Source organism: Caulobacter sp. GW821-FHT09H08 (genome assembly GCF_059415885.1).
Map to the genome: position 1 here is coordinate 947,406 of NZ_JBWKOC010000003.1, position 24,279 is coordinate 971,684.

Here is a 24,279-nt window from a genome sequence, read left to right on the forward strand (position 1 = left end):
GAGCCGCGTGTGGATCACTGTTTCCCAATGCACAGCTTGGCGCCGAAGCTGGAACTGGCCCTGAAGGCCCTCTCGATGAGCCGGGGGCGGATGGCGGCTGAGTTGGTGGTCGACAAGTCGCTGGTCGGGCGCTGGATTTCCGGGAAGGTTATCCCTTCGGCGCACAACCTGGCGCGTCTGACAGAGCTGATCGCGCAGCGGCGGCCAGGCTTCACGCTCCTGGACTGGGATCGCGACCTCGCCGCCCTGGCCACCGCGCTTGGCGTTGAGACGTCGCCGTCACCGTCGTCGGACATTCTCGCCGACTGGATTCCACCGGCCATCCTCAAGGAAGCCCTGCAAGGCGCGGCGGCGCGGGGCGCTGCCTATGAGGGCGTATGGCGATCGACCCGCCCGTCCAGCGATCTGCCTGGCCGTTTCCTGCATGACCACTGCCTGATCCAACGCGCGGAAAACGGCCTGCTGTCGTTCCGCACCGGCGTGGAGGGCGTCAGCTACGAGGGTGGCGCCCTGCTGCTGCAGCATCAGCTGTTCAGCGTGGCGGCTGACCGCGCGCACGGGACCTTGCTGTTCAGCATCTTCAACGGCGTGGCGCGGCAGAAGGCCGAGGTGCTGGACGGCATCACCCTGGCCTGTCTGCGCGACGCCGGCGGCTCGCCCGTGGCCTCGAGCTGCGTGCTTCACCGTGTGGCCGATCCGACCGGTGATCCCGACGAGGATTTGAGGATCTACGAGACCTGCATCGCCAACCAGGGAACGCCCTTGGCGCCGGAAGGCTCGGTTCCGGAAGCCATCCGCGCGCATCTGGTGCGTCAGGCCGATCCCGCCGGCATGGGCCTGGGCGGTTTGCTCAGGATGTACTTCGGTCAGTCCATGGCCCGGGGCTCCAGCCTCGACGGCGGAGTCTGAGGTTCAGCCCGGCTGGCCCGCGCGCGCCAGGGCGAACACCCGGCAGGCCGAGGCGAGGGGGCGTTCCCCGCGCTCCAGATCGATCTTCTGGATCAGGCCGGCAAAGCTGAGGCCGTCGCTGGCCGCCGCGCGGTCCAGCACCGCCCAGAACTCCGGCTCCAGGGCCAGGGACGTCGCGTGCCCCGCCAGGTTCACCGAACGCTTTTTCAGCAATCCAGCCAGGTTCAATCCTCGCGCTTGGCGCCGTCGAGGTCGCGCTTGAGCTTGTCGATGCGAGCGGCGTCCAGGGTTTTCTCGCCCTTGGTGCGGCCGAACTTGGCGCGGTTCTCTACCGCGCGGGCCTTGTCGTCGGCCTTGGCCTTGGCCTTGCGGGCCTGGTTCAGATTGACGATGTCGGCCATGGCGGGACTTCAGTTTCCTGGAACAGGGGGTTTCTTCTTCGGGACAGGACGAATGACCACGGTTTCCTGCAGGCGCAAGGTCTGATCCTTCTTGAGGATCAGTGGCGCGCGACCCGGGAACACGCAGTTCTGCATCGAGCGGTCATTGTACAGCATCCAGCGCTTCACCGCCTGGCCATTGGCCTTGCAGGCCAGGCCCACGGACCAAGCCGGGACGTCCGCGCCGCCGCTCCAGGCGAAGCCCATCGAGGTCCCGGCGTCGATGGCCGCGCCGTTCGGCGTGATGGTCTTGCCGCCCGACGCGAAGGTGAGGCGCTCGGGGGCGACCAGGCGGATCGAGAAGCCGCCGAAGCCGCGCTCGTCCTCGCTGCCGCCCAGCCCCAGGGCGTCGACGCGCGAGGCGATGGTGGTATCGAACTCCACCCGCCGGGCGCCGGCCTTCAGCGGCCGCACCGTGACCTTGGTGGTCTCGCGGGCGACATAGGCCAGCTCCGGCCCGGAATTGACCATCCAGTCGACCTCGACCGTCAGGGTTCCGCCGCCCTCGGCGTCGCCCAGGAACGTCTTCGAGCGGACGAAGTAGCTGAGCCCCTTCATGTACCAGCCGTCGGCGACCGTCTTGCCGTCCGTCTGGACCTTCATCCAGGCCCACCAGGCGCCCCGCTGGTGCGGGTGGTCGCCGGGCTTGTCCTCGGTCAGGGCCGTGCCGTCGGGCGCGTAGAGCGGGCTGACATAGTTCGAGCGCCCGGGCTCGGCGGTCGGATCCAGCGGCTTGGTCCGATAGACAAGCACCGTCTTGCCGGCCTCGGTCAGGGTCACCGCATCGTCGGCGAAGACCGCGTCCACGCGCTTGTCGATCGCGGGATCCGCCAGCGCGGGCGCGGCCGACAGCAACAGGGCGGTGGCGAGAAGAGCGCGGAGGCTCATGCGGCGTCCTCTAGGAGTTCGGGAACGTATCAAGAACAATCCAGGCGTGCATGGCAAGCTGAAACTTGGATCCTGAAACTTGGCCGGTGGCGTGGCCGTTTGATGTCCGAAGGGCCGAGATGGGCCCTGGCAAGCCTTGGAGACGACAGATGATCGACCTCACCCAGATCAAGGAACACCAGGAAGTCGTCGGTTCGGACGGCGGTCACGTCGGCCGCGTCGACCACATCGCCGGTGGCGAGATCGAGCTGGCCAAGCTGGACCTGGGCGGCGGCTTCAAGCACCACATGATCCCGCTGTCGTGGGTGGAATATATCGACGACGACAAGGTCCACCTGGCCCTGACCAAGGACGACGCCAAGTCCCAGTGGCGCGAGAAGCACTAGGCGCTCAGCGTTCGTAGGATCAGGAGGCCTCCACGTCGCAAAGTGGGGGCCTTTTGATTGACCTGGCCCAAGAAGCAGCTGCCTATCCGCGCGATCAGCGCGGAGGGTCTTCGATGTACACGCTCTATGGTTCGCCCAGCACGGCCGGCACGGCCATCCACTGGATGCTCCTGGAGCTGGACGTCCCGTTCGAGGTCCATCTGCTCGACTTCGACAAGGCCGAGCACAAGACACCCGAATATCTGGCGATCAATCCCGATGGCGTGGTGCCGACGTTGATCGTCGATGGCGCGCCGATCACCCAGATGGCGGGCCTCGCGACCTTGCTGGCCGAGCGCCACCCGGAAGGCGGCTTCGCACCGCCGCTGGGCTCCGTCGAGCGCGCCGAGTATCTGAGCTGGACCCTGTGGCTGGCCAACGCCTTCCAGCCCAACTTCCGGGCCTGGTTCTATCCACACGAGCCCGCCGGCGGCGAGGCCGTGGAGGCGGTGAAGGCCGCCGCCGGGGCGCGCATCGAAGCCGGGCTGGCGCGGATGGACGCGCGGCTGGCGGATCGCGACTACCTAGTGGGCGACGGTTTCACGACGGTGGACCTGCTGGCCACGATCCTGTGCCGCTGGACCCGCAACATGCCCAAGCCCGCGACGGCGTTCCCGAATCTGAAGCGCTACCTGGACACCATCCGCCAACGGCCGGCGCTGCGTGAAGTGCACGCGCGCGAGGGTCTCACCGACTGGATCGACGGCTAACCGATCCGAGAGGACATCCCGCCGTCCACCGGCAGGACGACGCCCGTGACGAAGCGGGCTTCGTCGCTTGCGAGGTAGAGGGCGGCGTAGGCCGTGTCCCAGGCCGTACCCATCGCGCCGCCCAGCGGAACGCGGGCGCTGCGGCCGGCGCGGACGGCCTCGATGCTCTGGCCGGTCATCTCCGCGATGCCGGCCACCGCCATGGGCGTGTCCATCAGGCCCGGCGCGACGGCGTTGCAGCGTACGCCCTTGCCGGCGTTGGCCTGGGCGACGCTGGCGGTCAGGCGGTTCACCCCGGCCTTGGAGACCTCGTAGGCCAGCTGAATGCCGCCGGCGATCCCGGCCAGGGACGAGATGTTGACGATCGACCCCGCGCCCTGCTCGCGCAGGACGAGGAGGGCGGCGCGGGTTACGCGCCACAGGCCCTTCAGATTGACGTCGAGGATGCGCTCGAAGGCGTCCTCGGTCAGGCGATGGGCGGGACCGTCGCCACCGCCGCCGATGCCAACATTGTTCACCAGGATGTCGAGGCCGCCCAGTTGGGCCTGCGCGGCCGCGACGATGGCGTCACCGGCGTCGGCCTTGCGGATATCGGCGGCCAGCGCGTGAGCCGTTCCGCCCTCAGCGGCGATCAGGGCGACGGTCTCCTGGGCGCGATCCAGGTGACGGTCGACGCAGAGGATGCTGGCGCCTTCCCGAGCGAACAGCAGGGCGATGGCGCGGCCGTTGCCGATGGTCTCGCCCGGGGTCTGGCCGGCCCCGACGACAATGGCGCGCTTGCCTTCCAGGCGGCCCGCCACCTCAGAAGGCCTTCAGGTCGGGATCGAGCGTCTGACCCTCGTCCAACTGCACGCCGAAGGTGTTCAGCAGCATCGAGACCTGGGTGTACTGGCCGGCCGTGAACACCACGTCCATGGCCTGCTTCTCGCTGAAATGGGCGAGCAGGGCGGTCCAGGTGGCGGTCGAGACGAAGTGGTCGTGGTGCAGCTCGTCGGTCGCCTGGATCAGGGCGGTGTCGGCGGGGCTCCAGCCCGGCGCGCCGGCCCCGGTCTTCAATCGCTCGATCTCGTGGTCGGTCAGGCCGCAGCGACGGCCGATCTCGGCGTGCTGGGTCCACTCGTAGCCGCTGCGGCACAGGAAGCCGGTGCGCAGGATGACGACCTCGCGCTCGCGGGGCGGGAGGTCGCTCTTCTTGGAGAGGATGTAGTTGCCCCAGGTCAGGAACGCCTTCAGCGCCTTGGGCGCGTGGGCCATGGTCCGGAAAATGTTCAGCACCGGTCCCGCCGGGATCACCCCACCGCCGCCCAGGGGCGCCAGGACCTCGGCCTGATCCGGGGTGAGGGCGTCCATCGACAGCGGGCGGATCCTGGGCTCGGGCAATCTCACGGCGCGTCTCCCTCTTGTATCGTTGGCGCCATTTCGGCCGACGCGCGGCGAGGCGTCAAACGAATGTTTGAGGTGTTTGTGGTCGGCCTCTTGTCGCTGTGTAACTCCAAGGTTACATGTAACCTCAGCGTTACATGATCGATGGGGCGACGAAGCGATGAGCGAAGTGAATCTGGTCGAGAAGGCCGAGCGCCTCTCCAAGCGACGGGCGAGGATCTTCGCGGTGCTGGCCGTGATGTTCCTGGCGTTGCAGACGATCTACCTGTCGAACGGCGCGCTGCATGAGAGCACGCGCATCGCCCATTTCAAGATCGGGGCCTGGGCGCTGAACGCCGCGCTGCTGCTGTTCCTGCTGGCCACCGGCGGCTTCCTGCTTCGGGGCCAGGCGATGCGGAACCTGCTGAACGACGAGACGACCCGCGCCCACCGCCGCATCGCCACCGCTTGGGGCTTCTGGGCGATGATCGCCACGGGCTTCGTGCTTTACATCGTCGGCCAGTTCGAGGAGGTGACGACCCGCGAGGCGCTGCACATGCTGATCACCTTCGGCGCGGCCGTGCCCTTGCTGGTGTTTTCGTATCTGGAGCGGCGCGCTTACCGGGATGCATGAACGGCTGAACAACCGCCTGCGCGAGGTCCGGACAGGCAAGGGGCTGACCCAGGCGGACCTGGCCGAGAAGGCGGGCGTCTCGCGCAAGACGATCAACACCGTCGAGAACGGGGTCTTCGTGCCGTCGACGATCCTGGCCCTGACCTTGGCCAAGGTGCTTGAGGCCAGCGTCGAGGACCTGTTCCAGCTGCCGGACTAGACAAAGAAAAGGGGACCGGCGCGAGCCGATCCCCTTTGTCGTTTCAACGCTGTGGCAGCGCCTACTTCACGCTGGCGCAGAAGCGCTGGATGCGCGAGCAGGCGTCTTCCAGCACGTCGCTGCTGGTGGCGTAGCTGATGCGGAAGAATGGCGAGAGGCCGAACGCCGCGCCGTGCACGACGGCCACGCCCTCGGCTTCCAGCAGTTCGCCGGCGAAGTCCTCGTCGCTCTCGATGACCTTGCCCGAGGGCGCGGTCTTGCCGATCAGGCCGGCGCACGAGGGGTAGACGTAGAAGGCGCCTTCCGGAGTCGGGCAGTGCAGGCCGGTGGCCTGGTTCAGCATCGACACCACGAGGTCGCGGCGCTCCTGGAACAGCTTGGCGTTCGGCTTGATGAAGTCCTGGGTGCCGTTCAGGGCCTCCAGCGCCGCCCACTGCGAGATCGAGCAGGGGTTGGAGGTCGTCTGGCTGATCATCTTGCCCATGGCCTTGATCAGCGGTTCCGGACCACCGGCGTAACCGATGCGCCAGCCGGTCATCGAATAGCCCTTCGAGACGCCGTTCATCGTCAGGGTGCGGTCATAGAGCTTGGGCTCGACCTGGGCGATGGTGGTGAACTCGAAGTCGTCGAACACCAGGTGCTCGTACATGTCGTCGGTCAGCACCCAGACCTGCGGGTGGCGCAGCAGCACGTCGGCGATGGCCTGCAGCTCGGCACGAGTATAGGCGCCGCCCGAGGGGTTGGACGGGCTGTTGATGATCAGCCACTTGGACTTGGGCGTGATCGCCGCTTCCAGGGCTTCCGGCGTGATCTTGAAACCGCTCTCGGCGGTGGTCTCGACCGACACGGGCGTACCGCCGGCCAGCAGGGTCATGTCGGGATACGACACCCAGTACGGCGCGGGGATGATGACCTCGTCGCCCGGGTTCAGGGTGGCGACCAGGGCGTTGAAGATCACGGGCTTGCCGCCCGGCGCGACGTGGATCTGGGCCGGCTTGTAGTCCAGGCCGTTCTCGCGCTTGAACTTGTCGCAGATCGCCTGCTTCAGCGCCGGCATGCCGTCGGGATCGGTATATTTGGTGTGGCCGGCCTTGATCGCGTCGATGGCGGCATTCTTGATATTGTCCGGCGTGTCGAAGTCCGGCTCGCCCGCCGACAGGGCGATGATGTCACGGCCGGCGGCTTTCAGCGCGCGCGCCTTGGCGCTGATGGCGATGGTGGCCGACGGTGCGATGCGCCGCAGTGCGGCGGACTCGAGCGACATCTTGCAGGACTCCCCTGTGCTTGCTTGGCCCTTCAAGCGGGCCGTTTCAGGATTGCGGCGGTGTTTACGCCCCCGTTCGCCGCGGTGCAACGCAGCAAGGGCGGTTTCCTGGATGGTCCGCGACATTTTGGCGACGCTTCCCCCGCGTGACCGTCTTGCGTCCGGCAAGTCTGCGAGATACCGCTACCATTTGTAGGATCGATCGCGCGCAACGGCGGTCGGCCTCGGGGGAAACGTGGGCCGCGAAGTTGGCCCTTGGGGGAGGGAAACCACCATGAACACGAAGATTCTGTACATCGCCGTGGCTGTCTTGGCATTGGCGCTGGGCGCGGCCTCGCCAGGCTTCGCTCGCCAGTCGGGTGACGGCGACATCCTGCAGAAGGCGATCAACAAGCCGTCGGCCAACTGGCAGGTCTATGGCGCAGGCCAGAAGACCAGCCCGGTCAAGGACAAGGCCGTGGCCGGCGGCGGCGGCATGAAGGTCGAGGTCCTGGCGGCCAGCGACAAGCCTTGGGGCGTCGGCGCCCAGCAGGGCCTGACCGGCAAGGTCAGCAAGGGCGACGTGATGCTGGTGGCCTTCTGGGCCAAGGCCGAGGGCGTCGATGGCGGCGCGGCCGAAGGCACGGTCTCGGCCGTCCGCGTGCAGCAGGCCGCCGCGCCCTACGAAGCGGCCATGCAGGGCTCCAACGTCAAGATCGGCGGCGAGTGGAAGATGTACACCGTGCCCGGCCGCGCCACGATCGACATCCCGGCGGGGGCGGCCAACGTGTCGCTGCACATCGGCGCGGTGAAGCAGAACCTGGTGCTGGGTCCGGTGTTCGTGCTGGACTTTGGTCCGGACTACGACCTGAGCAAGCTGACCCAGTAAAGGGTCAGGAACGCGCGCGGATAACCGCCGCGAAGCTCGCCAGGTGACGCGCGATTGCCTGGCGGGTGCGCTCGTCGATCAGGGTCCCGTTTTCGAACTTGGTATGGGCCTGGCCCACCAGGATGTCGGAGAGCGGGGCCAGGTCGGCGCCGGTGCGCTTGAGGTTCAGGCGCAGGGCGTCCTGGGCGCGGACCGTGCCGGTGATCCCGGGGCTGGCCCCCAGGGCGCAGGCGATCTTGCCGTCCAGCGGGGCGGGCTTGCCGCGCGAGGCCCAGTCGATGGCGTTCTTCAGCACCGCCGTCAGGCCGCCATTATACTCCGGGCAAGCGATCAGAATGCCGTCGGCCTGACGCACCGCGTCCTTCCAGGCGACGACCGCAGCGGGGTCGCCTTGCTCCTCGACGTCCTGGTTGAAGAACGGCAGGTCGCCCAGGCCGAAAACCTGGATCTGCATCTCCTCGGGCGCCAGTTCGCGCGCGGCGTGGAGCAGGGCGGTGTTGTACGAGGCCGCCCGCAGGCTGCCGGAAACGGCGAGAATCTTCATAGGCCGAGGTTTAGCCGGCGCGGGCGCGGATGTCCTCTTCGCCCAGCAGCATCGGGGCGATCAGGTCCCAGAGGCGCGTGAATTCCTCGGCGGAGGCCGAACCCGGCTCCCATTCGCACACCGAACGACCATGGGCGATCGACTGCTGATAGGCGTTGCGGGCGCGCAGGCCGATCGGCGCCAGGGGCATGCCGGTGAAGCGCAGGGCCTCGGCGGCCTTCAGCACGGCCGGCGGCTCGATGCCGTTGCGGCGCGACGGGGCCTGGCTGAGCACGATCACGCCTTTCTTGCCCAGGCGACGCACGGCCTCGGCCGAACGCACCACCGAGGCGATGTCCAGGAAGGTCGGACGGCAGACCAGCACGCAAAGGTCGGCGCAGTGGATCGCCTGCAGCACCTCGGCTTCCGGCGAGGCGGGAGTGTCGATGACCAGGGCGTCGAAGTGTGCGTTCTGGCCCAGCATCTGGGTGGAGAACAGCTTGCCGGCGTTGATCTCGGCCAGAACGGGGCCATCGCCGTTGCGGGCGCGCAGGGCGTCGGAGGCGGAGCGTTGCGGATCGATGTCCGCCAGCATGGTCTTGAGGCCGGAGAGATGCGCGGTGATCGCCAGATTGACCGAAAGCGTCGTCTTGCCGGCGCCGCCCTTGCGGGAGATGACAGCCAGGGTTTTCACGTCACGACTCCTTGTCAGGCCAAGGTTTTCGGATCTTGCAGCCTGTGGATAAGTAACGCCGTGATGTGAAGCCCGCGCAACAGAATTGTCGTATTGGGCGAGTCTTAACGTCCCCGGATCGCGGTTCGGGGGCATCCGCCGGAAAAACGCCCGGTTCTGGTGAGCCTGTCCGTCGGATCGTTTCGGAGGCTTCGCTTGACCCTGGGCGGCGCCTGCGCGAGGAGGGGCCGTGATCCGCCGCATACTCGATTTCGTGACCAACATGGACGCCCGCGCCTGGCGCACGGTGGCGGTCTCGTTCGTCCTGTTCGGCGGCGTTGGCGTGGTCTTCCTGTTCGGCGCGCAGTTGCTGGGCGTCAACGGCGAGGCGGCGGTCGAGCACTGGCTGGGCGCGGCCAGCGGGCCGTGGGCCCTGCCGGCGGCCGTGGCGGCCTTCGCGATCATGGCCTTCCTGGGCGTGCCGCAGTTCGTGCTGATCGCCGCGGCGGTGGTCGCCTTCGGGCCCTGGACAGGCTTCGCTTACAGCTGGATCGGCACCCTGGCTTCGTCGCTGGTCGGCTTCTGGCTGGGCCGGGCCTATGGGGCGCGGATCCTGCGCGACTTCGCGGGCGAGGGCGTCAACAAGTTCATGCGGATGATCGGCAAGAACGGCTTCATGGCCAGCCTGATCGTGCGCCTGGTGCCCTCTGCGCCGTTCATCGTCGTCAACATGGCCGCCGGCGTGACGCCCATGCGCCTGCGCCACTTCGCGGCCGGCACCGCCATCGGCATCATCCCGAAGATCGCCCTGACCGCCTTCGCCGGCAATTCGATCGTCCAGGCCATGAAGGGCGGCGGCAAGCAGCACATCGCCATGATCGCCCTGGCCATCGTCATCTGGCTGGGCATGGGCCTGGTCAGCCGCGCCTGGCTCAAGCGCCGTGAGGCGGGGGAAGATCAGGAGGGCTGAGGCCGGCAGCAGCGTAGGTCGCCTCGCGCCACGCCTTGACGATCTCGCCGAACCAGCGCGTCCGCGTGGCGTCGTCCATGCCGTCGGTTTCCTCGACCCCGGCCGCCCAGGCCTCGATCACGAACGGCATGAAGGTGCGGGCGGCGTGGCGGCAGGCGGCTACCGCCTTTTCCGCAGCCGCGGGCGGCGGCGCCACGAACGGTTCGATCAGGCGGGTCAGCAGGTCTTCCAGCGCCGCGCGCCAAGCCGCGGCCTCCGGCGCGCTGCGGGCGTCGCGCAGCAGCAAGAGGGCCAGCTTCGGGTTGGGGCGGGACATCCTCACCAGCCGCGCGATGCTGGAGCCGTAGCCGCCCCAGGGGCGTCCGGCCTCGGCCTCGATGCGGGCCAGCAGGTCGTCGAACAGCGCGTCGATCAGGCTCTGGCGCGAGGGGTAGAGCCGATAGATCAGGATCTTGGCCACGCCCATGCGGTCGGCGACGTCCTGCATGGTGGCCGCCTGCAGGCCCTTCTCGGCGAACACCTCGACGGCGGCTTCCAGCACGGCCAGGCCGCGCGCGGCCTTGTCGACCCGGGGCTTGGGCTGGCCGGGACGGCCTCTCGGGGTAGGGACTTTCGCGACGCCGCTCATCGGTGCTATGTAGAATGAAACTATAAAGTTTCAAATAACGGGGAGCGAGATGCGCAAAGGAATGTTCGCGGCGAGCGCGCTGGCGGTGGTGATGATGGCAAGCGCGGCCCAGGCCGGCGATCCGGCGACGCCGATCACGGTCGAAAAGCAGAAGGCCTTCGCAGCCGGCCTGCCGATGAGCGACCGCCAGGACTTCGAGTTCGCCGACAGAGGCTTCATGGGCACCCGCGCCGATCCGCTGATCAAGCGCGAGGATGGTCAGCCGGCCTGGAACCTGGCGGCCTACGACTTCCTGAAGGGCGAGGCGCCGGCGACGGTGAATCCCAGCCTGTGGCGCCAGGCGCAGCTGCTGTCCAAGCACGGGCTCTTCAAGGTCAGCGACCGCGTCTATCAGGTGCGCGGCTTCGACATCTCCAACATCACCTTCGTGCGCGGCGACACCGGCTGGATCGTCATCGACCCGCTGACCATGCGCGAGACGGCCAAGGCGGCGCTGGATCTCGTCAACGAGAAGCTGGGCAAGCTGCCGGTCACGGCGGTGGTCTACACCCACAGCCACACCGACCACTTCGGCGGGGTGCGGGGCGTGATCGACGAGGCCGACGTCAAGGCGGGCAAGATCGCCATCGTCGCGCCCAAGGGCTTCATGGAGGAGGTCGCGGCCGAAAACATCCTGGCCGGCAACGCCATGAGCCGCCGGGCCCAGTACCAGTTCGGCATCATGCTGCCGCCGGGCGCCGAGGGGCAGATCACCTCGGGCATCGGCCAGACCATCGCCAAGGGCTCGATCACCCTGATCCCGCCGACGGCGATCATCGACCACACCGGCCAGGAGCTGACCCTGGATGGCGTGAAGGTGCGTTTCCAATACACGCCCTCGACCGAGGCCCCGGCCGAGATGAACCTCTACTTCCCGGAGCTGCGCATCCTGGACATGGCCGAGAACGCCAACGTCTCGATGCACAATATCCTCACCCCGCGCGGCGCGCTGGTGCGTGACAGCAAGGCCTGGGCCGACGACCTGACCGAGTCCCTGCGCCTGTTCGGCGACGGCTCCGACATCATGATCACCAGCCACGGCTGGCCGCGTTTCGGCGGGGCGGTGGTCAAGGACTTCCTGGCCGATCATCGCGACGCCTACAAATACCTGCACGACCAGACGGTGCGGATGATGAACCTCGGCATGACCGGGGACGAGATCGCCGCCAGGATCCAGCTGCCGCCGGCGCTGGCCAAGGACTGGTTCAACCGCGGCTACTACGGCTCGATGAGCTTCAACAGCCGGGCCGTCTATCAGCGCTACATGGGCTGGTACGACGCCAATCCGGCCCATCTGGTCCCCGCGCCGCCGGCCGATGCGGGCAAGCGCTACATCGAGGCCATGGGCGGGGCGGCCAAGGTCAAGGCCATGGCCAAGGAGGCGGCGGGGAAGGGCGATTATGCCTGGGCCGCCACCTTGTTGAACCACACGGTCATGGCCGACGACGGCGACAAGGAGGCCAAGGCGCTGTTGGCCGCCGCCTATCAGCAGATGGGCTACCAGACCGAGAACTCGCTGTGGCGGAACATCTATCTGACCGGCGCGGATGAACTGCGAGGCGGGGTGCGCAAGCTGCCGACCTCGATGGCCCCGCTGGACATGATCTCGGCGCTGGAAAGCCAGATGATCTTCGACGTCCTGGCCATTCGCCTCAACGCCCAGAAGGCTGGCGACGCGCGGCTGAAGATGGTCTTCGCCTTCCCGGACCGGAACGAGCGGTTCCTGGTCGAGGTCCGCAACGGCGTGCTGGTCGCCCAGCCCTCGCAGGGCGGAGAGGCGGTCGACGCCACCCTGACCGTCGCGCGGCCGGTGTTCCTGGACTCCCTGTTCCGGGGAACCTCGCTGCTCCCGAAAATCCTGACCGGGGAAGTCAAGCTTGAGGGAGATCGCGCGGCGATGGGCCGTTTGGCGGGTTGGTTTGACGCCTTCCCGACCGACTTCCCGATCGTAACGCGCCCGAACTGATCAGCGTATGGAATAAATTTGCGCCAGCTGCGGCCGATTGTGCGGCTGGCGCAAATTGCTTGCTCGATTCTGGGGCGATGTGTAGAAAGTCCGCTATGAACGTCGCGCGCGCACTGCTTTCGCTTCGGCTTATCAGCCCCTGGGCGCTCTAGGGGCCGCGCATCGTCGTGGCCGGGCGCACAGGGGATAGCTCACCCGCAGCCCGCACGCAGACACCCCATTCGACGAGTACTTCCATGACCACCGTATCCCCAGGCGCTTTCGACAAGCGCGACAACGTCGTCATTTTCGACACCACCATGCGCGACGGCGAGCAATCGCCCGGCGCGTCGATGTCGCTGGAAGAGAAGCTGGAACTGGCCAAGATCCTCGAGGAGATGGGGGTCGACATCATCGAGGCCGGTTTCCCGATCGCCTCGAACGGCGACTTCGAGGCCGTCCGCGAAGTGGCCAAGATCGTCAAGAACTCGACCATCGCCGGCCTGTGCCGCGCCCACCAGGTCGATATCGACCGCTGCGCCGAGGCCCTGAAGCCCACGCAGCGCGGCCGCATCCACGTGGTCATCGCCACGTCCGACCTGCACATGAAGCACAAGCTGCAGATGGAGCCGGACGCCGTCATCGACGTGATCGCCCGCTCGGTGACCCACGCCCGCAACCTGCGCGACGACGTCGAGTGGTCGGCCGAGGACGCCACCCGCAGCGACCGTCAGTTCCTGCGCCGCGCCATCGAGACCGCCATCAAGGCCGGCGCCACGACGATCAACCTGCCTGACACGGTCGGCTATACCTATCCGTCGGAATACGCCGACCTGTTCAACTGGATGGTCAATAACGTGGAAGGCGCCGACAAGGTGATCTTCTCGACCCACTGCCACAACGACCTGGGTCTGGCCGTGGCCAACAGCCTGGCCGGCGTGCAGGGCGGGGCGCGCCAGGTCGAGTGCGCCGTGAACGGCCTGGGCGAGCGCGCCGGCAACGCCGCGCTGGAAGAGATCGTCATGGCCCTGAAGGTGCGCGGCGACCGTCTGCCCTACCAGACGGGCATCGACACGACGCACATCACCCGCGCCAGCCGCTACGTCTCGGCCATCACCGGCTTCCCGGTGCAGTACAACAAGGCCATCGTCGGCAAGAACGCCTTCGCGCACGAGAGCGGCATCCACCAGGACGGCATGCTCAAGAACCGCGAGACCTACGAGATCATGACGCCGGAGTCGGTGGGCCAGGCCCCGTCGAGCCTGGTCATGGGCAAGCACTCGGGCAGCCACGCCTTCCGCGCCAAGTTGAAGGACCTGGGCTACGAGCTGGGCGAGAACGCGCTGAAGGAAGCCTTCGGCCGCTTCAAGGACCTGGCTGACCGCAAGAAGCACGTCTACGACGACGACATCATCGCCCTGGTCGACGACGCCCTGGCGCGCGGCTCGGAGAAGATCCGCGTCTCGCACCTGCGCGTGGTGGCCGGCACCGAAGGCCAGTCGGCCGAGCTGACCCTGGACGTCGATGGCGTCTCCAGCACGGCCGAGGCGACCGGTGACGGTCCCGTGGACGCGGTGTTCAACGCCATCCACAAGATCGTGCCGCACAGCGCCGCCCTGCGCCTCTTCCAGGTGCACGCGGTGACCGAAGGCACGGACGCCCAGGCCCAGGTCTCGGTGCGTCTGGAAGAGGACGGCCGCATCGCCACCGGCGCGGCCGCCGACACCGACACGCTCACGGCCTCGGCGAAGGCGTACGTCAACGCCCTCAACAACCTCTTCGCGCGTAAAGAGAAGAGCCGGCCGGAAGCCGCGATCGCCAGCGGCTTCTGAGGAGCCGAAAACCCCGCCCTTCGACAAGCTCAGGGTGAGGTTTTCTACCGAGCCGCATTCGTCCTCACCCTGAGCTTGTCGAAGGGCGAGGGCGGCTGCACGGGTTCAAGCCGCCTGCCGCTTACTGAACGGTCGCGTCGCCAGGAGTTCGGCCCCCAGGTGCGCCTGGGGCTGAACCTCCAGGCCCAATTCCCGCAAACTGTCGGCGAGCGCCCTGCGGGGCGCTTCGTCCAGCAGCGCGCCTGCGTCCACGACCAGCGTCCCGCCGGGCCGCAGCATGGCGTAGGTCGCGGCGACGACCGCGCGCGCGTCCGGCAGGGTGGGACAGTCCAGCACCAGCAGCACGTCGCTGCGCTCGTCGGCCGCCCCGCAGGTGGCCCGGCGCGCGGCTTCGACACGCTGATAGCCGCGTCGCCACAACTGGCACATGGCCTCGCCCGCTCCGGGGCCGGCCACGGCCACGAAGCAGAGCGGGCTGGCTGGGCGAGCTCCAGCATGCGGTCGAGGGCGGGATTGCTCCCGTCGGTGGGCACGCCGAGCAAGAACTGGGCGGCCTGGCGGATAGGGACCCATTTGGTCGGGCGGGGCGACATGGTCGAAACCTTCTTCTGATGGCCCGCGAGGCGGGTCGACCCCCGTGTTCTGCGTCCAACGCCCGCAAGGGCTCCATTCGGAAACAGGCCCTTCGCATAAGGGCCGCGTAAGGAACGACGAGATGTTCGGTGACAACACCGCCGCCGCGCCCGTCGCCTGGGCAGCGATCCAGGCGCGCACCGCCGCGCTGGGCTTCGACATGCCTTCCGAGGCCGACACCGGCGCCATGCTGCGCTTCCTGGCCGCCGCCAAGCCCGGCGGACGGATGCTGGAGCTCGGCACCGGCACGGGGCTGGGGACGGCCTGGCTGCTGGCCGGCATGGACGCGGCCGCCGGCCTGGTCAGCGTCGACCTCGATGCGACCGTCCAGGACGTCGCTCGCGAGTACCTGGAGGACCCGCGCGTGCGCTTCCTGCTCGCCGACGGCCTGGACTATGTCCGCGAACAGTCGCCAGGATCGTTCGACCTGATATTCGCCGACGCCTGGCCCGGCAAGTACGAGGGGCTGGACGAGACCTTGGCGTTGCTCAAACGGGGAGGGCTGTACGTGATCGACGACATGCTGCCCCAGCCGAACTGGCCGGAAGGGCATCAGGCGCGAGTTGACGCGCTGGTCGCGAGGCTGGAAAGCCATCCGGAGCTGGTCGTGACCCGGCTGGCCTGGGCGTCGGGCCTGATCGTCGCGGCGAGGCGCTAGAACCATGATCTGGATTCCCATCACCATCGGGGCCGCCGCGCTGCAGGTGGCGCGCAACGCCGCTCAGCGCTCGGTCATGGGCGGAGCGGGGCCTTGGGGCGCGACCCTGGTGCGGTTCCTGTTCGGCCTGCCGTTCGCCACCGTCTTCGCCGCCGTGGCCTGGATACTGACGCCGGGAGCGATCGCCCACCCGACACCGCTGTTCTGGCTGGCCTGCGCCGCTGGAGCCGGATTGCAGATCGCCGCGACGGCGGCGCTGCTGACCGCCATGCACCGCTCGACCTTCGCCCTGGGCACGGCGATGCAGCAGAGCGGCCTGCCGTTCGCTCTGGTCTGGGGCGCGCTGTTCTTCGGCGACCATATCGGCCTGATGACCTGGGCCGGTGGCCTGATCGCCACGGCGGGCCTGGCCGCCCTGACCTGGCCGCGCGGCGAGGTCGAGATGCGCAAGGGCGCGGTGGTCGCCGGCCTGGGCTCGGGGGCGATGTTCGCGCTCAGCGCCAACTGCTTCCGACAGGCCAGCCTGGCCTTTGAGCCGGCGCATCCGGCGGCCTCGGCCTTCGTGACGGTGATGGTCGTCCAGGCGATCCAGACGCTCGCCCTGACCAGCTATCTGGCCTGGCGAAACCCGGACTCCCTGAAGGCCGTGATCGCCGCCTGGCGGCAGTCCCTGGGCGCGGGCTTCTGTGGCGCGGCGGCCTCGGGCCTGTGGTTCACGGCCATGGCCTTGTCGCCGGTGGGGCCGGTGAGGGCGGTCGGGGTGGTCGAGATGCCCATCGCCGCCATCGCCGGACGCCGTCTGTTCAAGGAGCGTCTGACGGCCTTCCAGATGGTCGCGGGACTGATCACGGCGGTCGGCGTGGTCATGGCCGCGCTCGGCTAGATTTCGCCATCTTCGGGTGCTTGGCCAGCTTGGCTGCAAAAGCCTTGGAAAACCCCGCTAATAGACCTTGAATTCAACGCTTTCGCAGGGCAAACGGGCGGCGTCAGCGCGCTTTTGGCCGCTCGGACGACGGCGCGGCCAGGGGGCGGCGCTCCCGCCGGGCGACGAGACGCGCGGACTGGGTCGAAATCCCCTAAATGCGGGAATCATGTTGTCCTCGCATTGAATTGAAGTAGGAGCTTTTTTCTCTCCGCCGACCCCGTCTCCGGGACGGATCAGGCTCCGCTTCTTCGACTACCTTTTTCGATCCGACCGCCTGTAACGCCCCTCATACCCCTCAGTCAGGGCCCTCAATGTTCTCTTCCCTCTTCGGCGTGATCTCGAACGACATCGCCATCGACCTCGGAACGGCCAACACCCTCATCTACATGAAGGGCAAGGGGATCGTTTTGAACGAGCCGTCGGTGGTGGCGTTGCGCAATGTCGGCGGTCGCAAGATCGTCCACGCCGTGGGTATAGAGGCCAAGCAGATGCTGGGCCGCACGCCGGGCCACATGGAAGCCATCCGCCCGATGCGCGACGGCGTCATCGCCGACTTCGAAGTCGCCGAGGAGATGATCAAGTACTTCATCCGCAAGGTTCACAACCGCAAGGGCTTCGTGAACCCGAAGGTGATCGTGTGCGTGCCGTCGGGCGCCACCGCCGTGGAACGCCGCGCCATCAACGACAGCTGCCTGAACGCCTCGGCCCGCCGCGTCGGCCTGATCGACGAGCCGATGGCCGCCGCGATCGGCGCCGGCCTGCCCATCCACGAGCCGACCGGCTCGATGGTCGTCGACATCGGCGGCGGCACCACCGAAGTGGCCGTGCTGTCGTTGTCGGGCATCGTCTATTCGCGCTCGGTCCGCGTCGGCGGCGACAAGATGGACGAGGCGATCATCAGCTACATGCGTCGCCACCATAACCTGCTGATCGGCGAAACGACCGCCGAGCGCATCAAGAAGGAAATCGGCACCGCCCGGGCTCCGGCCGACGGCGAGGGTCTGTCGATCGACGTCAAGGGCCGCGACCTGATGCAGGGCGTGCCGCGCGAAGTCCGCATCTCGGAAAAGCAGGCCGCCGACGCCCTGGCCGAACCGGTCGGGCAGATCGTCGAGGCCGTGAAGGTGGCCCTGGAAGCCACCCCGCCGGAACTGGCCAGCGACATCGCCGACAAGGGCATCATGCTGACGGGCGGCGGCGCGCTGCTGCGCGGCCTGGACGCCGAGATCCGCGACCACACCGGCCTGCCGGTCACGGTGGCCGACGATCCGCTATCGTGCGTGGCCCTGGGCTGCGGCAAGGTGCTGGAGCACCCGAAGTGGATGAAGGGCGTCCTGGAATCGACGCTCGCCTAAGCCACAGTTCCTCTAGAGGCGCCTCGGGGGCGTCAGGAGACTTAAGTTCGTGCCCTTTCGTGAAGGTCCCCTTGGCGACCTGAAAGTGCCGCTTACCTGGACGGCGGCGGTGGCCCTGATCGTGGCGGCCGTCATCGCCGTCGCCTTCCTGCTGGCCGACCGTCGCGAGACTCTCCAGGAACAGGCGTACGGCGTGACCCGCCAGACGGTGGACGTCGTGGCCAGGCCGGTCAGCGGGGCCATCGCCGCGCCCGGCCGCTGGACGGGCCTGGGGCTGGACTATGTCCGCAGCTACTTCTTCACGGCCTCCGAGAACCGTCGCCTGAAGACCGAGCTGGCCGAGATGCGCCAGTGGCGTGACCGCGCCCTGGACCTGCAGGACCAGAACGAGCGCTTCAAGTCGCTGATGGGCCTGCGCACCGATCCGCCGATCCCGATGGCCGCCGCGCGGGTGGTCAGCGACAGCCGCGGTCCCTTCGCCAACACCCGCTTGGCCGACTCCGGCTCGGAGAAGGGCATCGTCGTCGGCAATCCGGTGCTGAACGAGCGCGGCCTGATCGGTCGCGTGGTCGGCGTCTCCAAGGGCGTCAGCCGGGTGCTGCTGCTGACCGACATCGCCTCGCGCACGCCGGTGATGATCGACCGCACCAACGCCCGCGCCATCCTGACCGGCGACGGCGGTCCCAATCCGAAGCTGGAATACCTGCGCGGCGTCGATCCCATCCAGCAAGGCGACCGTGTCGTGACCTCCGGCGACGGCGGCGTCGTGCCGCGCGGCCTGCCGGTGGGCGCGGCCGTGAAAGGCCTGGATGGCCGCTGGCGCGTGGTGCTGTTCGCCGACCAGTCGTCGATCGACTTCGTCCGCATCCTGCTGTTCAAGGACTTCGCCCAGCTCGCCAACGAGAAGGAGCTGGAGGCCAAGGTCCTGCCGCCGGTGACGACCGAGGACCCGCAGACCTCGATCCTCTCGACGCCGGCCGCGGCTCCAACCCCGGTCGCGCCGACGGCTGCGACGCCCGCCGCGCCCAAGCCGACGACCGCCGCTCCCACCGCCAAGCCGCCGGCCAAGCCCGCCGCCGCGCCGACGGGAGCGCCGCGATGAGCCTCAGCGGCGCGCGGCCCCTCAATCCAGGCCGCTGGCTGGGCGTGCCGATGCTGCTGAGCATCCTGGCGACCGTGGTGTTCGCCGCCCCGATCCGCATCTGGGGCCTGCAACTGCCCGAGCCTGTGTTCGCCATGGTCCCGGCGTTTGCCTGGGCGATGATCCGGCCCTCGATCCTGGCGCCGTTCGCCATCCTGTTGCTGGGCCTGTTCCTGGACAGCTTCTGGGGCGGGCCGACCGGCCTGTGGGGCCTGTCGCTGCTGGTCGCCTACGCCATGGTGCTGATCCTGCGCAACGCCATGACCGGCCAGAGCCGCGCGATGATGTGGGCCTGGTTCGCCGGCGTCACCGCCGTGGCCATGACCGCCAGCTTCCTGTTCACGATGCTGGACAGCCTGGCCATGCCCAGCCTGCTGGCCGTATTCTGGCAGGCCCTGGTCACGGCGCTGCTGTTCCCGTTCGCCCATCGCCTGGTCGATCGCTTCGAGGACGCCGACGTGCGGTTCCGGTGAGGCGATGAGCGAACCGTCCATCTTCTTCTTCGAGGTCAACGAGCGCCAGGGGGTCTTCCACCGGCGGGCGTTCCTGCTGGGCGGCTTCACGGGCCTGGGCCTGCTGGCCCTGGGCGGTCGCCTGGCCCAGCTGCAGCTGGTCGAAGCCCAGCGGTACCAGAAGCTGTCGGCCGGCAATCAGTTCAACTACCGCCTGGTGCCGCCGCCGCGCGGCCTGATCCTGGATCGCAACGGCGTCTCGCTGGCGTCCAATCGGCCGAACTTCCGGCTGATGATCAACAAGGACAAGGGCCTGGACGCCGAGGCCGTCATGGACGATCTGGCCAAGCTGGTCCCGATCGACGGCAGCCGCCGTTCCCGCGTGCTCAAGGAACTGGACCGCGCGCCCAAGAAGGCCCCGGTGGTGGTGATGGAGGACCTCTCCTGGGAGGAGTTCTCGCGCGTCAACATCCGTGCGCCCGAGCTGCCCAGCGTCACCGCCGACATGGGCGAGGTGCGGGTCTATCCGTTCGGAGGGGCCTTCGCCCACGTGATCGGCTATGTCGCCAAGGTCTCGGACCGCGACCTGAAGGCCGCCGAGGGCGACGCGACCCAGGACCAGGAACTGCTGCACCATCCGGGCTTCCGGATTGGCAAGCAAGGCGTCGAAAAGGCCTTCGACAAGGAACTGCGCGGCCGCGCCGGCGCGACCAAGACCGAGGTCGACGCCCAGGGCCGCGTGGTGCGCCTGGATCCGGAGGGAGACATCCCGCCGGGCCCCGGGGCCGAGGTTCGCCTGACCCTCGACGCCGACATCCAGAACCGCGCCCTGGAAGTGATGGGCGAGGAAAGCGGCGCGATCGTCGTCATGGACGTCCGCAATGGCGACCTGCTGGCCATGGTCTCGGCCCCCAGTTTCGACGCCAATCGCTTCGTCAAAGGCCTGTCGGGCGCCGAGTACAAGGCGCTGGCCGAGTACGAGCGCAAGCCGCTGCTGGACAAGTCGCTGACCGGCAACTTCCCACCGGGCTCGACCTTCAAACCGACCGTGGGCCTGGCGGCGCTGACCGCCGGCGTCGATCCCGAGGTCCGCATCAACTGCGGCGGCAGCTGGTACTACGGCGGCCGCACCTGGCGGTGCTGGGAGCCGCGCGGCCACGGCTCGCAGAACCTGCACGACGCGATCAAGAACTCCTGCGACGTCTATTTCTACCAGACCTCGCTGAAGATCGGCCCCGACGCCATCGCCACCGCGGCGCGGGCCATGGGCTTCGGCCAGCTGTTCGACATCGGCATTCCCGGCCAGAAGAAGGGCAACGTCCCCGACCGCGCCTGGAAGAAGCGGGCCTTCAAGAAGAATCCGGCCAACCAGATTTGGTTTCCGGGCGAGACCCCCAGCTACGGGATCGGGCAGGGGGCCCTGACGGTCAACGCCCTGCAGCTGGCGGTGATGACCTCGCGCCTGGCCAACGGCAAGAAGGCGCTGAACCCGCGCCTGATCAAGTCGGTCGGCGGGGTCGAGCAGCCCAGCGGCGCGGCCGTGCCCGACCTGCCGTTCTCGCAGGAGCACCTGGAATATGTCCGCGGCGGCATGGCGGCCGTGGCCAACGACGTGCGCGGCACCGCCTATCGCCAGAGCCAGCTGGGGCTGGGCGACGTGCAGATGGCTGGCAAGACCGGTACGGCCCAGGTGCGCAGCTATGACGGCGTCACCAACCGCAAGGGCTACGCCACGACCTGGCGCCTGAAGGACCACAACCTGTTCGTGGCCTTCGCGCCCTATGACGACCCGCGCTACGCCGTGGCGGTCATTATCGAGCACGGCGGTCTGGGCGGCGCCACCGCCGGCGCCCCGCGCGCCCGCGAGGTGATGCGCGTGGCCCTGCTGAAGGACCCGGAGATCCGGGCCCGCATCGAAAAGCCCGCGCCTCTGCCGGAGGTCGCGCCCGAGGACGTCATGGAAGGCGCCGCGCCGGAGGATCCGGTCGAGACGCCGGCGCCCGCGCCCGGCGCCGCGCCCACGGCTCCGCCCACCACTCCGCAGGGAGGCCACATATGACCCTGAGCGGCGGCCTGACCCGGCCGGGCGAACGCGATCGCCCGATTATCAAGTTCATGGAGGTCGACTGGACCTTCTGCCTGGTGCTTGCCCTGATCGCCGGCACCGGCGGGCTGATGCTGTTCTCGATCGCCGGGGCCTCGTGGGAGCCCTGGGCCGACCGGCATCTGCTGCGCTTCGGGGCCTATTTCGTCATCATGATCGCCCTGGCCATGTGCGACCTGCGATGGTGGTTCAACATGGCCTACCCGATCTATGTGGTCGGGGTGCTGCTGCTGATCGCGGTGGACGTCGTCGGCGACATCGCCCTGGGCGCCCAGCGCTGGCTGCAGGTGGGGCCGCTTCGCTTCCAGCCGTCGGAGGTGATGAAGATCGGCCTCGTCCTGGCCCTGGCCCGTTTCTATCACGGACTCTCGGCCGACCGGGCGCGGATGTCGTGGTGGCTGCTGATCCCGGCGGCGATGATCGGCGTGCCCTTCCTGCTGGTGGCCAAGCAGCCCGACCTCGGCACCGCCATCCTGCTGGGCGCGACCGGAGGGGCGATCATGGTGCTGGCCGGTTTGTCCTGGCGCATCATGGCGGCCATTGGGGCCTTGGCCGCGGTGGCGGTGCCCCCCTTCATCCTGTTCGGCCTGCACGACTATCAGCGCAACCGGATCCTGACCTTCCTGAACCCCGAACAGGACCCGTCCGGCGACGGCTATCACATCCTGCAGTCCAAGATCGCCCTGGGCTCGGGCGGCTTGCTGGGCAAGGGTTTCGGCCTGGGTTCGCAGAGCCAGCTGAACTTCCTGCCCGAGAAGCAAACCGACTTCATCTTCGCCACCCTGGCCGAGGAGTTCGGTTTCGTCGGCTGCTTCGGCGTGCTGTTCCTGTACGGCGCGGTGATCTTTATGGCGCTGCGCATCGCCTCGATCAGCCACAGCCACTTCGGACGCCTGTCGGCGGCCGGCGTGACGGCGACGTTCTCGCTGTATGTCCTGATCAACGGCGCGATGGTCATGGGCCTGGCGCCGGTGGTGGGCGTGCCGATGCCGATGCTGTCGTACGGCGGCACCGTCATGCTGACGGTCATGGTCGGCTTCGGCCTGGTCCAGTCCGTGCGCGTGCACCGCTATACCGAAGTCACCAGCGGCAAGGGCTCGCTGGTCTGATGGCGGACGACGAGGCCGAGCTGCTGCCGGTCCTCGTCACGCCGCGCCTTCGGTTGCGCTGCTTTCGCGAGACGGACGCGGCCGCGCTGTCGGCCAACCTGACGCCACCGGTCATCCGCTGGCTGACCTCATGGCCCGACCCGACCACAGTCGAGATCGCCACCCAGCGTATCGCCGAGGCGCGGGCCGGCGTGCGCGAAGGCTGGCACGTGGGCTACGCCATCGAGCGCCTGTCGGACGGCGTGCTGATCGGCGGCTTCGGCGGCGGCTCGCCCGACGGCAGGGTCGAGATCGGCTATCATCTGGCCGAGCACGCTCATGGCCAGGGCTATATGCTGGAGGCCGGCAGAGCGGGCCTCGCGGCGATCTGGGATATCCTGCCGACGGACAAGGTCGAGGCCCAGGCGCATCCCGACAACGCCGGCTCGCGGGCGATCCTGACCAAGCTGGGCATGACGATGGTGGACGAGCGACCCGCCTTCGCCTCGGCGCGCGACGCCTGGGAGCCGGGCTGCTTCTACGAGATTGCCAGACCCGTAACGGCGACCTAGCTGACCAGCGCCGCTTCGGTCGCGCGCACCAGCCCGTCGATGACGCCAGGCTCCGTCGAGGCGTGGCCGGCGTCCCAGATGATGTCGAAGCGCGCTTCGGGCCAAGCCTTGTGCAGCTTCCAGGCGCTGTCCAGCGGAGTCACCACATCGAACCGGCCCTGGACGATCCAACCCGGGATGTGACGGATCTTGTCGATGTTCTTCAGGATCCAGCCGTCCTGGTCGAAGAAGCCGGCGTTGGTGAAGAAGTGGCACTCGATCCGCGCGAAGGCGATGGCGAAGTCTTCTTCATTGAACTTCGGGGGACGGGCCTCGGGCCCGCGCAGCGAGATGGTGTCGCCTTCCCACTGGCTCCAGGCGGCGGCGGCCTCCAGTTGCACCTTGCGGTCGGGAGCCACCAAGCGGCGGTGATAGGCGGCCATCAGGTCGCCGCGCTCGTCCTCGGGGATCGGGGCCAGGAACCGCTCCCAGGCGTCGGGGAACAGCATCGAGGCGCCTTCCTGGTAGAACCAGTGCAGTTCGCGCTGGGTCAGCAGGAAAATGCCGCGCAGGACGAGGCCGTCGACCCGATCGGGGTGCTTGATGGCGTAGGCCAGGGCCAGGGTCGAGCCCCACGAGCCGCCGAACACGGTCCACTTCTCGACACCTAGGTGCTCGCGCAGGCGCTCGATGTCCTCGATCAGGCTCCAGGTGGTGTTGTCGTCCAGGCTGGCGTTCGGACGCGAGCGGCCGCAGCCGCGCTGGTCGAACAGGGTCATGCGCCACTTGGCCGGATCGAAGAACCGCCGCATGGTCGGATTGACCGCGCCGCCCGGGCCGCCATGCAGGATCACGCAGGGCTTGCCCCGCGGATTGCCGCATTCCTCGTAATAGATCTCGTGCGGGCCGCCCGTCTGCATCCAGCCGAACGAGAACGGTTCGACCTCGCGGAAGAGGCCTCGACGACCGACGGAACTCATGGCGGCGGCGGAAGCGTTACGATCCATGACGTCAACCCTAGCGTGGTTTGCATCCGCCTGTGAACGGAGGATACGCGTGGGCT

At 68.1% G+C, this 24,279-nt stretch carries 29 protein-coding genes and 1 pseudogene; 18 read left to right on the forward strand and 12 right to left on the reverse strand.

Annotation, left to right across the window (positions count from 1 at the left end):
- The first annotated feature begins 27 nt into the window (after nt 1-27).
- On the forward strand, nt 28-909 hold the full coding sequence (locus AC07NN_RS14075) for a helix-turn-helix domain-containing protein (protein ID WP_494641733.1): 882 nt from the start codon (nt 28-30) through the stop codon (nt 907-909).
- A 3-nt stretch (nt 910-912) separates the two neighbouring features.
- Here AC07NN_RS14075 and AC07NN_RS14080 read toward each other — a convergent pair whose 3' ends face one another.
- The 3 genes from AC07NN_RS14080 to AC07NN_RS14090 are packed head-to-tail and all read right to left on the reverse strand — an operon-like array spanning nt 913 to nt 2,237.
- A complete protein-coding gene (locus tag AC07NN_RS14080; protein WP_494641735.1) occupies nt 913-1,122 on the reverse strand; it encodes a ribbon-helix-helix domain-containing protein in 210 nt (69 codons plus the stop codon).
- Between the two features lie 11 nt (nt 1,123-1,133).
- The gene (locus AC07NN_RS14085; RefSeq protein ID WP_494641737.1) at nt 1,134-1,310 is read right to left on the reverse strand and encodes a DUF4169 family protein; all 177 of its coding nucleotides are present in this window, start codon (nt 1,308-1,310) and stop codon (nt 1,134-1,136) included.
- Between the two features lie 9 nt (nt 1,311-1,319).
- A complete protein-coding gene (locus AC07NN_RS14090; RefSeq protein ID WP_494641739.1) occupies nt 1,320-2,237 on the reverse strand; it encodes a DUF6807 family protein in 918 nt (305 codons plus the stop codon).
- A gap of 149 nt (nt 2,238-2,386) precedes the next feature.
- Between AC07NN_RS14090 and AC07NN_RS14095 the strand changes: the two genes are divergently transcribed.
- Complete coding sequence (locus tag AC07NN_RS14095; protein WP_494641741.1) at nt 2,387-2,623, forward strand: DUF2171 domain-containing protein; 237 nt, start codon at nt 2,387-2,389, stop codon at nt 2,621-2,623.
- 113 nt (nt 2,624-2,736) lie between these two features.
- Nucleotides 2,737-3,372, forward strand: coding sequence for a glutathione S-transferase family protein (locus AC07NN_RS14100; protein ID WP_494641743.1), 636 nt, complete (start codon nt 2,737-2,739; stop codon nt 3,370-3,372).
- Here the strand turns inward: AC07NN_RS14100 and AC07NN_RS14105 are convergent.
- Both AC07NN_RS14105 and AC07NN_RS14110 read right to left on the reverse strand, forming a co-directional pair.
- Nucleotides 3,369-4,172, reverse strand: coding sequence for an SDR family NAD(P)-dependent oxidoreductase (locus AC07NN_RS14105; RefSeq protein ID WP_494641745.1), 804 nt, complete (start codon nt 4,170-4,172; stop codon nt 3,369-3,371). The two genes, AC07NN_RS14100 and AC07NN_RS14105, sit on opposite strands and share 4 nt — an antisense overlap.
- Nucleotide 4,173: 1 nt before the next feature.
- Nucleotides 4,174-4,758 (reverse strand): carboxymuconolactone decarboxylase family protein, encoded by a 585-nt coding sequence (locus AC07NN_RS14110; protein ID WP_494641748.1) that lies wholly within the window; start codon nt 4,756-4,758, stop codon nt 4,174-4,176.
- Nucleotides 4,759-4,915: 157 nt separating this feature from the next.
- Here AC07NN_RS14110 and AC07NN_RS14115 point away from each other — a divergent pair, with 157 nt between their 5' ends.
- Together AC07NN_RS14115 and AC07NN_RS14120 are read left to right on the forward strand one after the other, a co-directional pair.
- Nucleotides 4,916-5,368, forward strand: coding sequence for a hypothetical protein (locus AC07NN_RS14115; RefSeq protein ID WP_494641749.1), 453 nt, complete (start codon nt 4,916-4,918; stop codon nt 5,366-5,368).
- Nucleotides 5,361-5,567: a helix-turn-helix transcriptional regulator gene (locus tag AC07NN_RS14120; protein ID WP_494641752.1), complete on the forward strand. Its 207-nt coding sequence runs from the start codon at nt 5,361-5,363 to the stop codon at nt 5,565-5,567. The genes AC07NN_RS14115 and AC07NN_RS14120 overlap by 8 nt, the downstream gene beginning before the upstream one ends.
- A gap of 61 nt (nt 5,568-5,628) precedes the next feature.
- Here the strand turns inward: AC07NN_RS14120 and AC07NN_RS14125 are convergent, their stop codons facing one another.
- Complete coding sequence (locus AC07NN_RS14125) at nt 5,629-6,831, reverse strand: pyridoxal phosphate-dependent aminotransferase (RefSeq protein WP_494641754.1); 1,203 nt, start codon at nt 6,829-6,831, stop codon at nt 5,629-5,631.
- 274 nt (nt 6,832-7,105) lie between these two features.
- Between AC07NN_RS14125 and AC07NN_RS14130 the strand changes: the two genes are divergently transcribed.
- Complete coding sequence (locus AC07NN_RS14130; RefSeq protein ID WP_494641756.1) at nt 7,106-7,699, forward strand: hypothetical protein; 594 nt, start codon at nt 7,106-7,108, stop codon at nt 7,697-7,699.
- 4 nt (nt 7,700-7,703) lie between these two features.
- Here the strand turns inward: AC07NN_RS14130 and AC07NN_RS14135 are convergent, their stop codons facing one another.
- Nucleotides 7,704-8,243 (reverse strand): NADPH-dependent FMN reductase, encoded by a 540-nt coding sequence (locus AC07NN_RS14135; RefSeq protein WP_494641758.1) that lies wholly within the window; start codon nt 8,241-8,243, stop codon nt 7,704-7,706.
- Between the two features lie 10 nt (nt 8,244-8,253).
- Nucleotides 8,254-8,916, reverse strand: a complete 663-nt coding sequence (locus AC07NN_RS14140) for an AAA family ATPase (RefSeq protein ID WP_494641760.1) — start codon at nt 8,914-8,916, stop codon at nt 8,254-8,256.
- Between the two features lie 229 nt (nt 8,917-9,145).
- Between AC07NN_RS14140 and AC07NN_RS14145 the strand changes: the two genes are divergently transcribed.
- Nucleotides 9,146-9,865: a TVP38/TMEM64 family protein gene (locus AC07NN_RS14145; protein WP_494641762.1), complete on the forward strand. Its 720-nt coding sequence runs from the start codon at nt 9,146-9,148 to the stop codon at nt 9,863-9,865.
- Here the strand turns inward: AC07NN_RS14145 and AC07NN_RS14150 are convergent.
- Entirely contained in the window at nt 9,828-10,493 is a 666-nt protein-coding gene (locus AC07NN_RS14150; RefSeq protein WP_494641766.1) for a TetR/AcrR family transcriptional regulator, read from the reverse strand. The genes AC07NN_RS14145 and AC07NN_RS14150 overlap by 38 nt on opposite strands.
- 49 nt (nt 10,494-10,542) lie before the next feature.
- Between AC07NN_RS14150 and AC07NN_RS14155 the strand changes: the two genes are divergently transcribed.
- The 3 genes from AC07NN_RS14155 to AC07NN_RS14165 all read left to right on the forward strand — a co-directional run bounded on the left by AC07NN_RS14155 (nt 10,543) and on the right by AC07NN_RS14165 (nt 14,309).
- Nucleotides 10,543-12,498, forward strand: a complete 1,956-nt coding sequence (locus tag AC07NN_RS14155; RefSeq protein WP_494641768.1) for an alkyl/aryl-sulfatase — start codon at nt 10,543-10,545, stop codon at nt 12,496-12,498.
- 95 nt (nt 12,499-12,593) lie between these two features.
- On the forward strand, nt 12,594-12,650 hold the full coding sequence (locus tag AC07NN_RS14160) for a hypothetical protein (RefSeq protein WP_199170726.1): 57 nt from the start codon (nt 12,594-12,596) through the stop codon (nt 12,648-12,650).
- A gap of 84 nt (nt 12,651-12,734) precedes the next feature.
- Nucleotides 12,735-14,309, forward strand: a complete 1,575-nt coding sequence (locus AC07NN_RS14165) for a 2-isopropylmalate synthase (RefSeq protein WP_494641771.1) — start codon at nt 12,735-12,737, stop codon at nt 14,307-14,309.
- A gap of 7 nt (nt 14,310-14,316) precedes the next feature.
- Here AC07NN_RS14165 and AC07NN_RS14170 read toward each other — a convergent pair.
- Nucleotides 14,317-14,399 (reverse strand): annotated as a pseudogene (locus tag AC07NN_RS14170) (hypothetical protein); the annotation flags it as partial.
- A gap of 15 nt (nt 14,400-14,414) precedes the next feature.
- Nucleotides 14,415-14,738 (reverse strand): hypothetical protein, encoded by a 324-nt coding sequence (locus tag AC07NN_RS14175; protein ID WP_494641772.1) that lies wholly within the window; start codon nt 14,736-14,738, stop codon nt 14,415-14,417.
- A gap of 286 nt (nt 14,739-15,024) precedes the next feature.
- Between AC07NN_RS14175 and AC07NN_RS14180 the strand changes: the two genes are divergently transcribed.
- From AC07NN_RS14180 to AC07NN_RS14215, 8 genes are all read left to right on the forward strand, one after another.
- Nucleotides 15,025-15,600 (forward strand): O-methyltransferase, encoded by a 576-nt coding sequence (locus AC07NN_RS14180; protein WP_494641774.1) that lies wholly within the window; start codon nt 15,025-15,027, stop codon nt 15,598-15,600.
- 4 nt (nt 15,601-15,604) lie between these two features.
- Nucleotides 15,605-16,483: a DMT family transporter gene (locus tag AC07NN_RS14185; protein WP_494641776.1), complete on the forward strand. Its 879-nt coding sequence runs from the start codon at nt 15,605-15,607 to the stop codon at nt 16,481-16,483.
- Nucleotides 16,484-16,836: 353 nt separating this feature from the next.
- Nucleotides 16,837-17,880 carry a rod shape-determining protein gene (locus AC07NN_RS14190; protein WP_004623009.1) on the forward strand — a complete coding sequence of 348 codons (1,044 nt, stop codon included), beginning with the start codon at nt 16,837-16,839 and terminating at the stop codon, nt 17,878-17,880.
- 49 nt (nt 17,881-17,929) lie between these two features.
- Nucleotides 17,930-18,982 (forward strand): rod shape-determining protein MreC, encoded by a 1,053-nt coding sequence (mreC, locus tag AC07NN_RS14195; protein ID WP_494641778.1) that lies wholly within the window; start codon nt 17,930-17,932, stop codon nt 18,980-18,982.
- The gene (locus AC07NN_RS14200) at nt 18,979-19,494 is read left to right on the forward strand and encodes a hypothetical protein (protein ID WP_494641780.1); all 516 of its coding nucleotides are present in this window, start codon (nt 18,979-18,981) and stop codon (nt 19,492-19,494) included. The genes mreC and AC07NN_RS14200 overlap by 4 nt, the downstream gene beginning before the upstream one ends.
- Nucleotides 19,495-19,498: 4 nt before the next feature.
- Complete coding sequence (gene mrdA / locus AC07NN_RS14205; RefSeq protein ID WP_494641783.1) at nt 19,499-21,532, forward strand: penicillin-binding protein 2; 2,034 nt, start codon at nt 19,499-19,501, stop codon at nt 21,530-21,532.
- Entirely contained in the window at nt 21,529-22,686 is a 1,158-nt protein-coding gene (rodA, locus tag AC07NN_RS14210; protein WP_494641786.1) for a rod shape-determining protein RodA, read from the forward strand. The genes mrdA and rodA overlap by 4 nt, the downstream gene beginning before the upstream one ends.
- Entirely contained in the window at nt 22,686-23,237 is a 552-nt protein-coding gene (locus tag AC07NN_RS14215) for a GNAT family N-acetyltransferase (RefSeq protein WP_494641788.1), read from the forward strand. Before rodA ends, AC07NN_RS14215 begins: the two co-directional genes overlap by 1 nt.
- On the opposite strand, the gene pip is transcribed toward AC07NN_RS14215, so the two are convergent.
- Nucleotides 23,234-24,223, reverse strand: coding sequence for a prolyl aminopeptidase (gene pip / locus AC07NN_RS14220; protein WP_494641790.1), 990 nt, complete (start codon nt 24,221-24,223; stop codon nt 23,234-23,236). The genes AC07NN_RS14215 and pip overlap by 4 nt on opposite strands.
- Nucleotides 24,224-24,279: the final 56 nt, after the last annotated feature.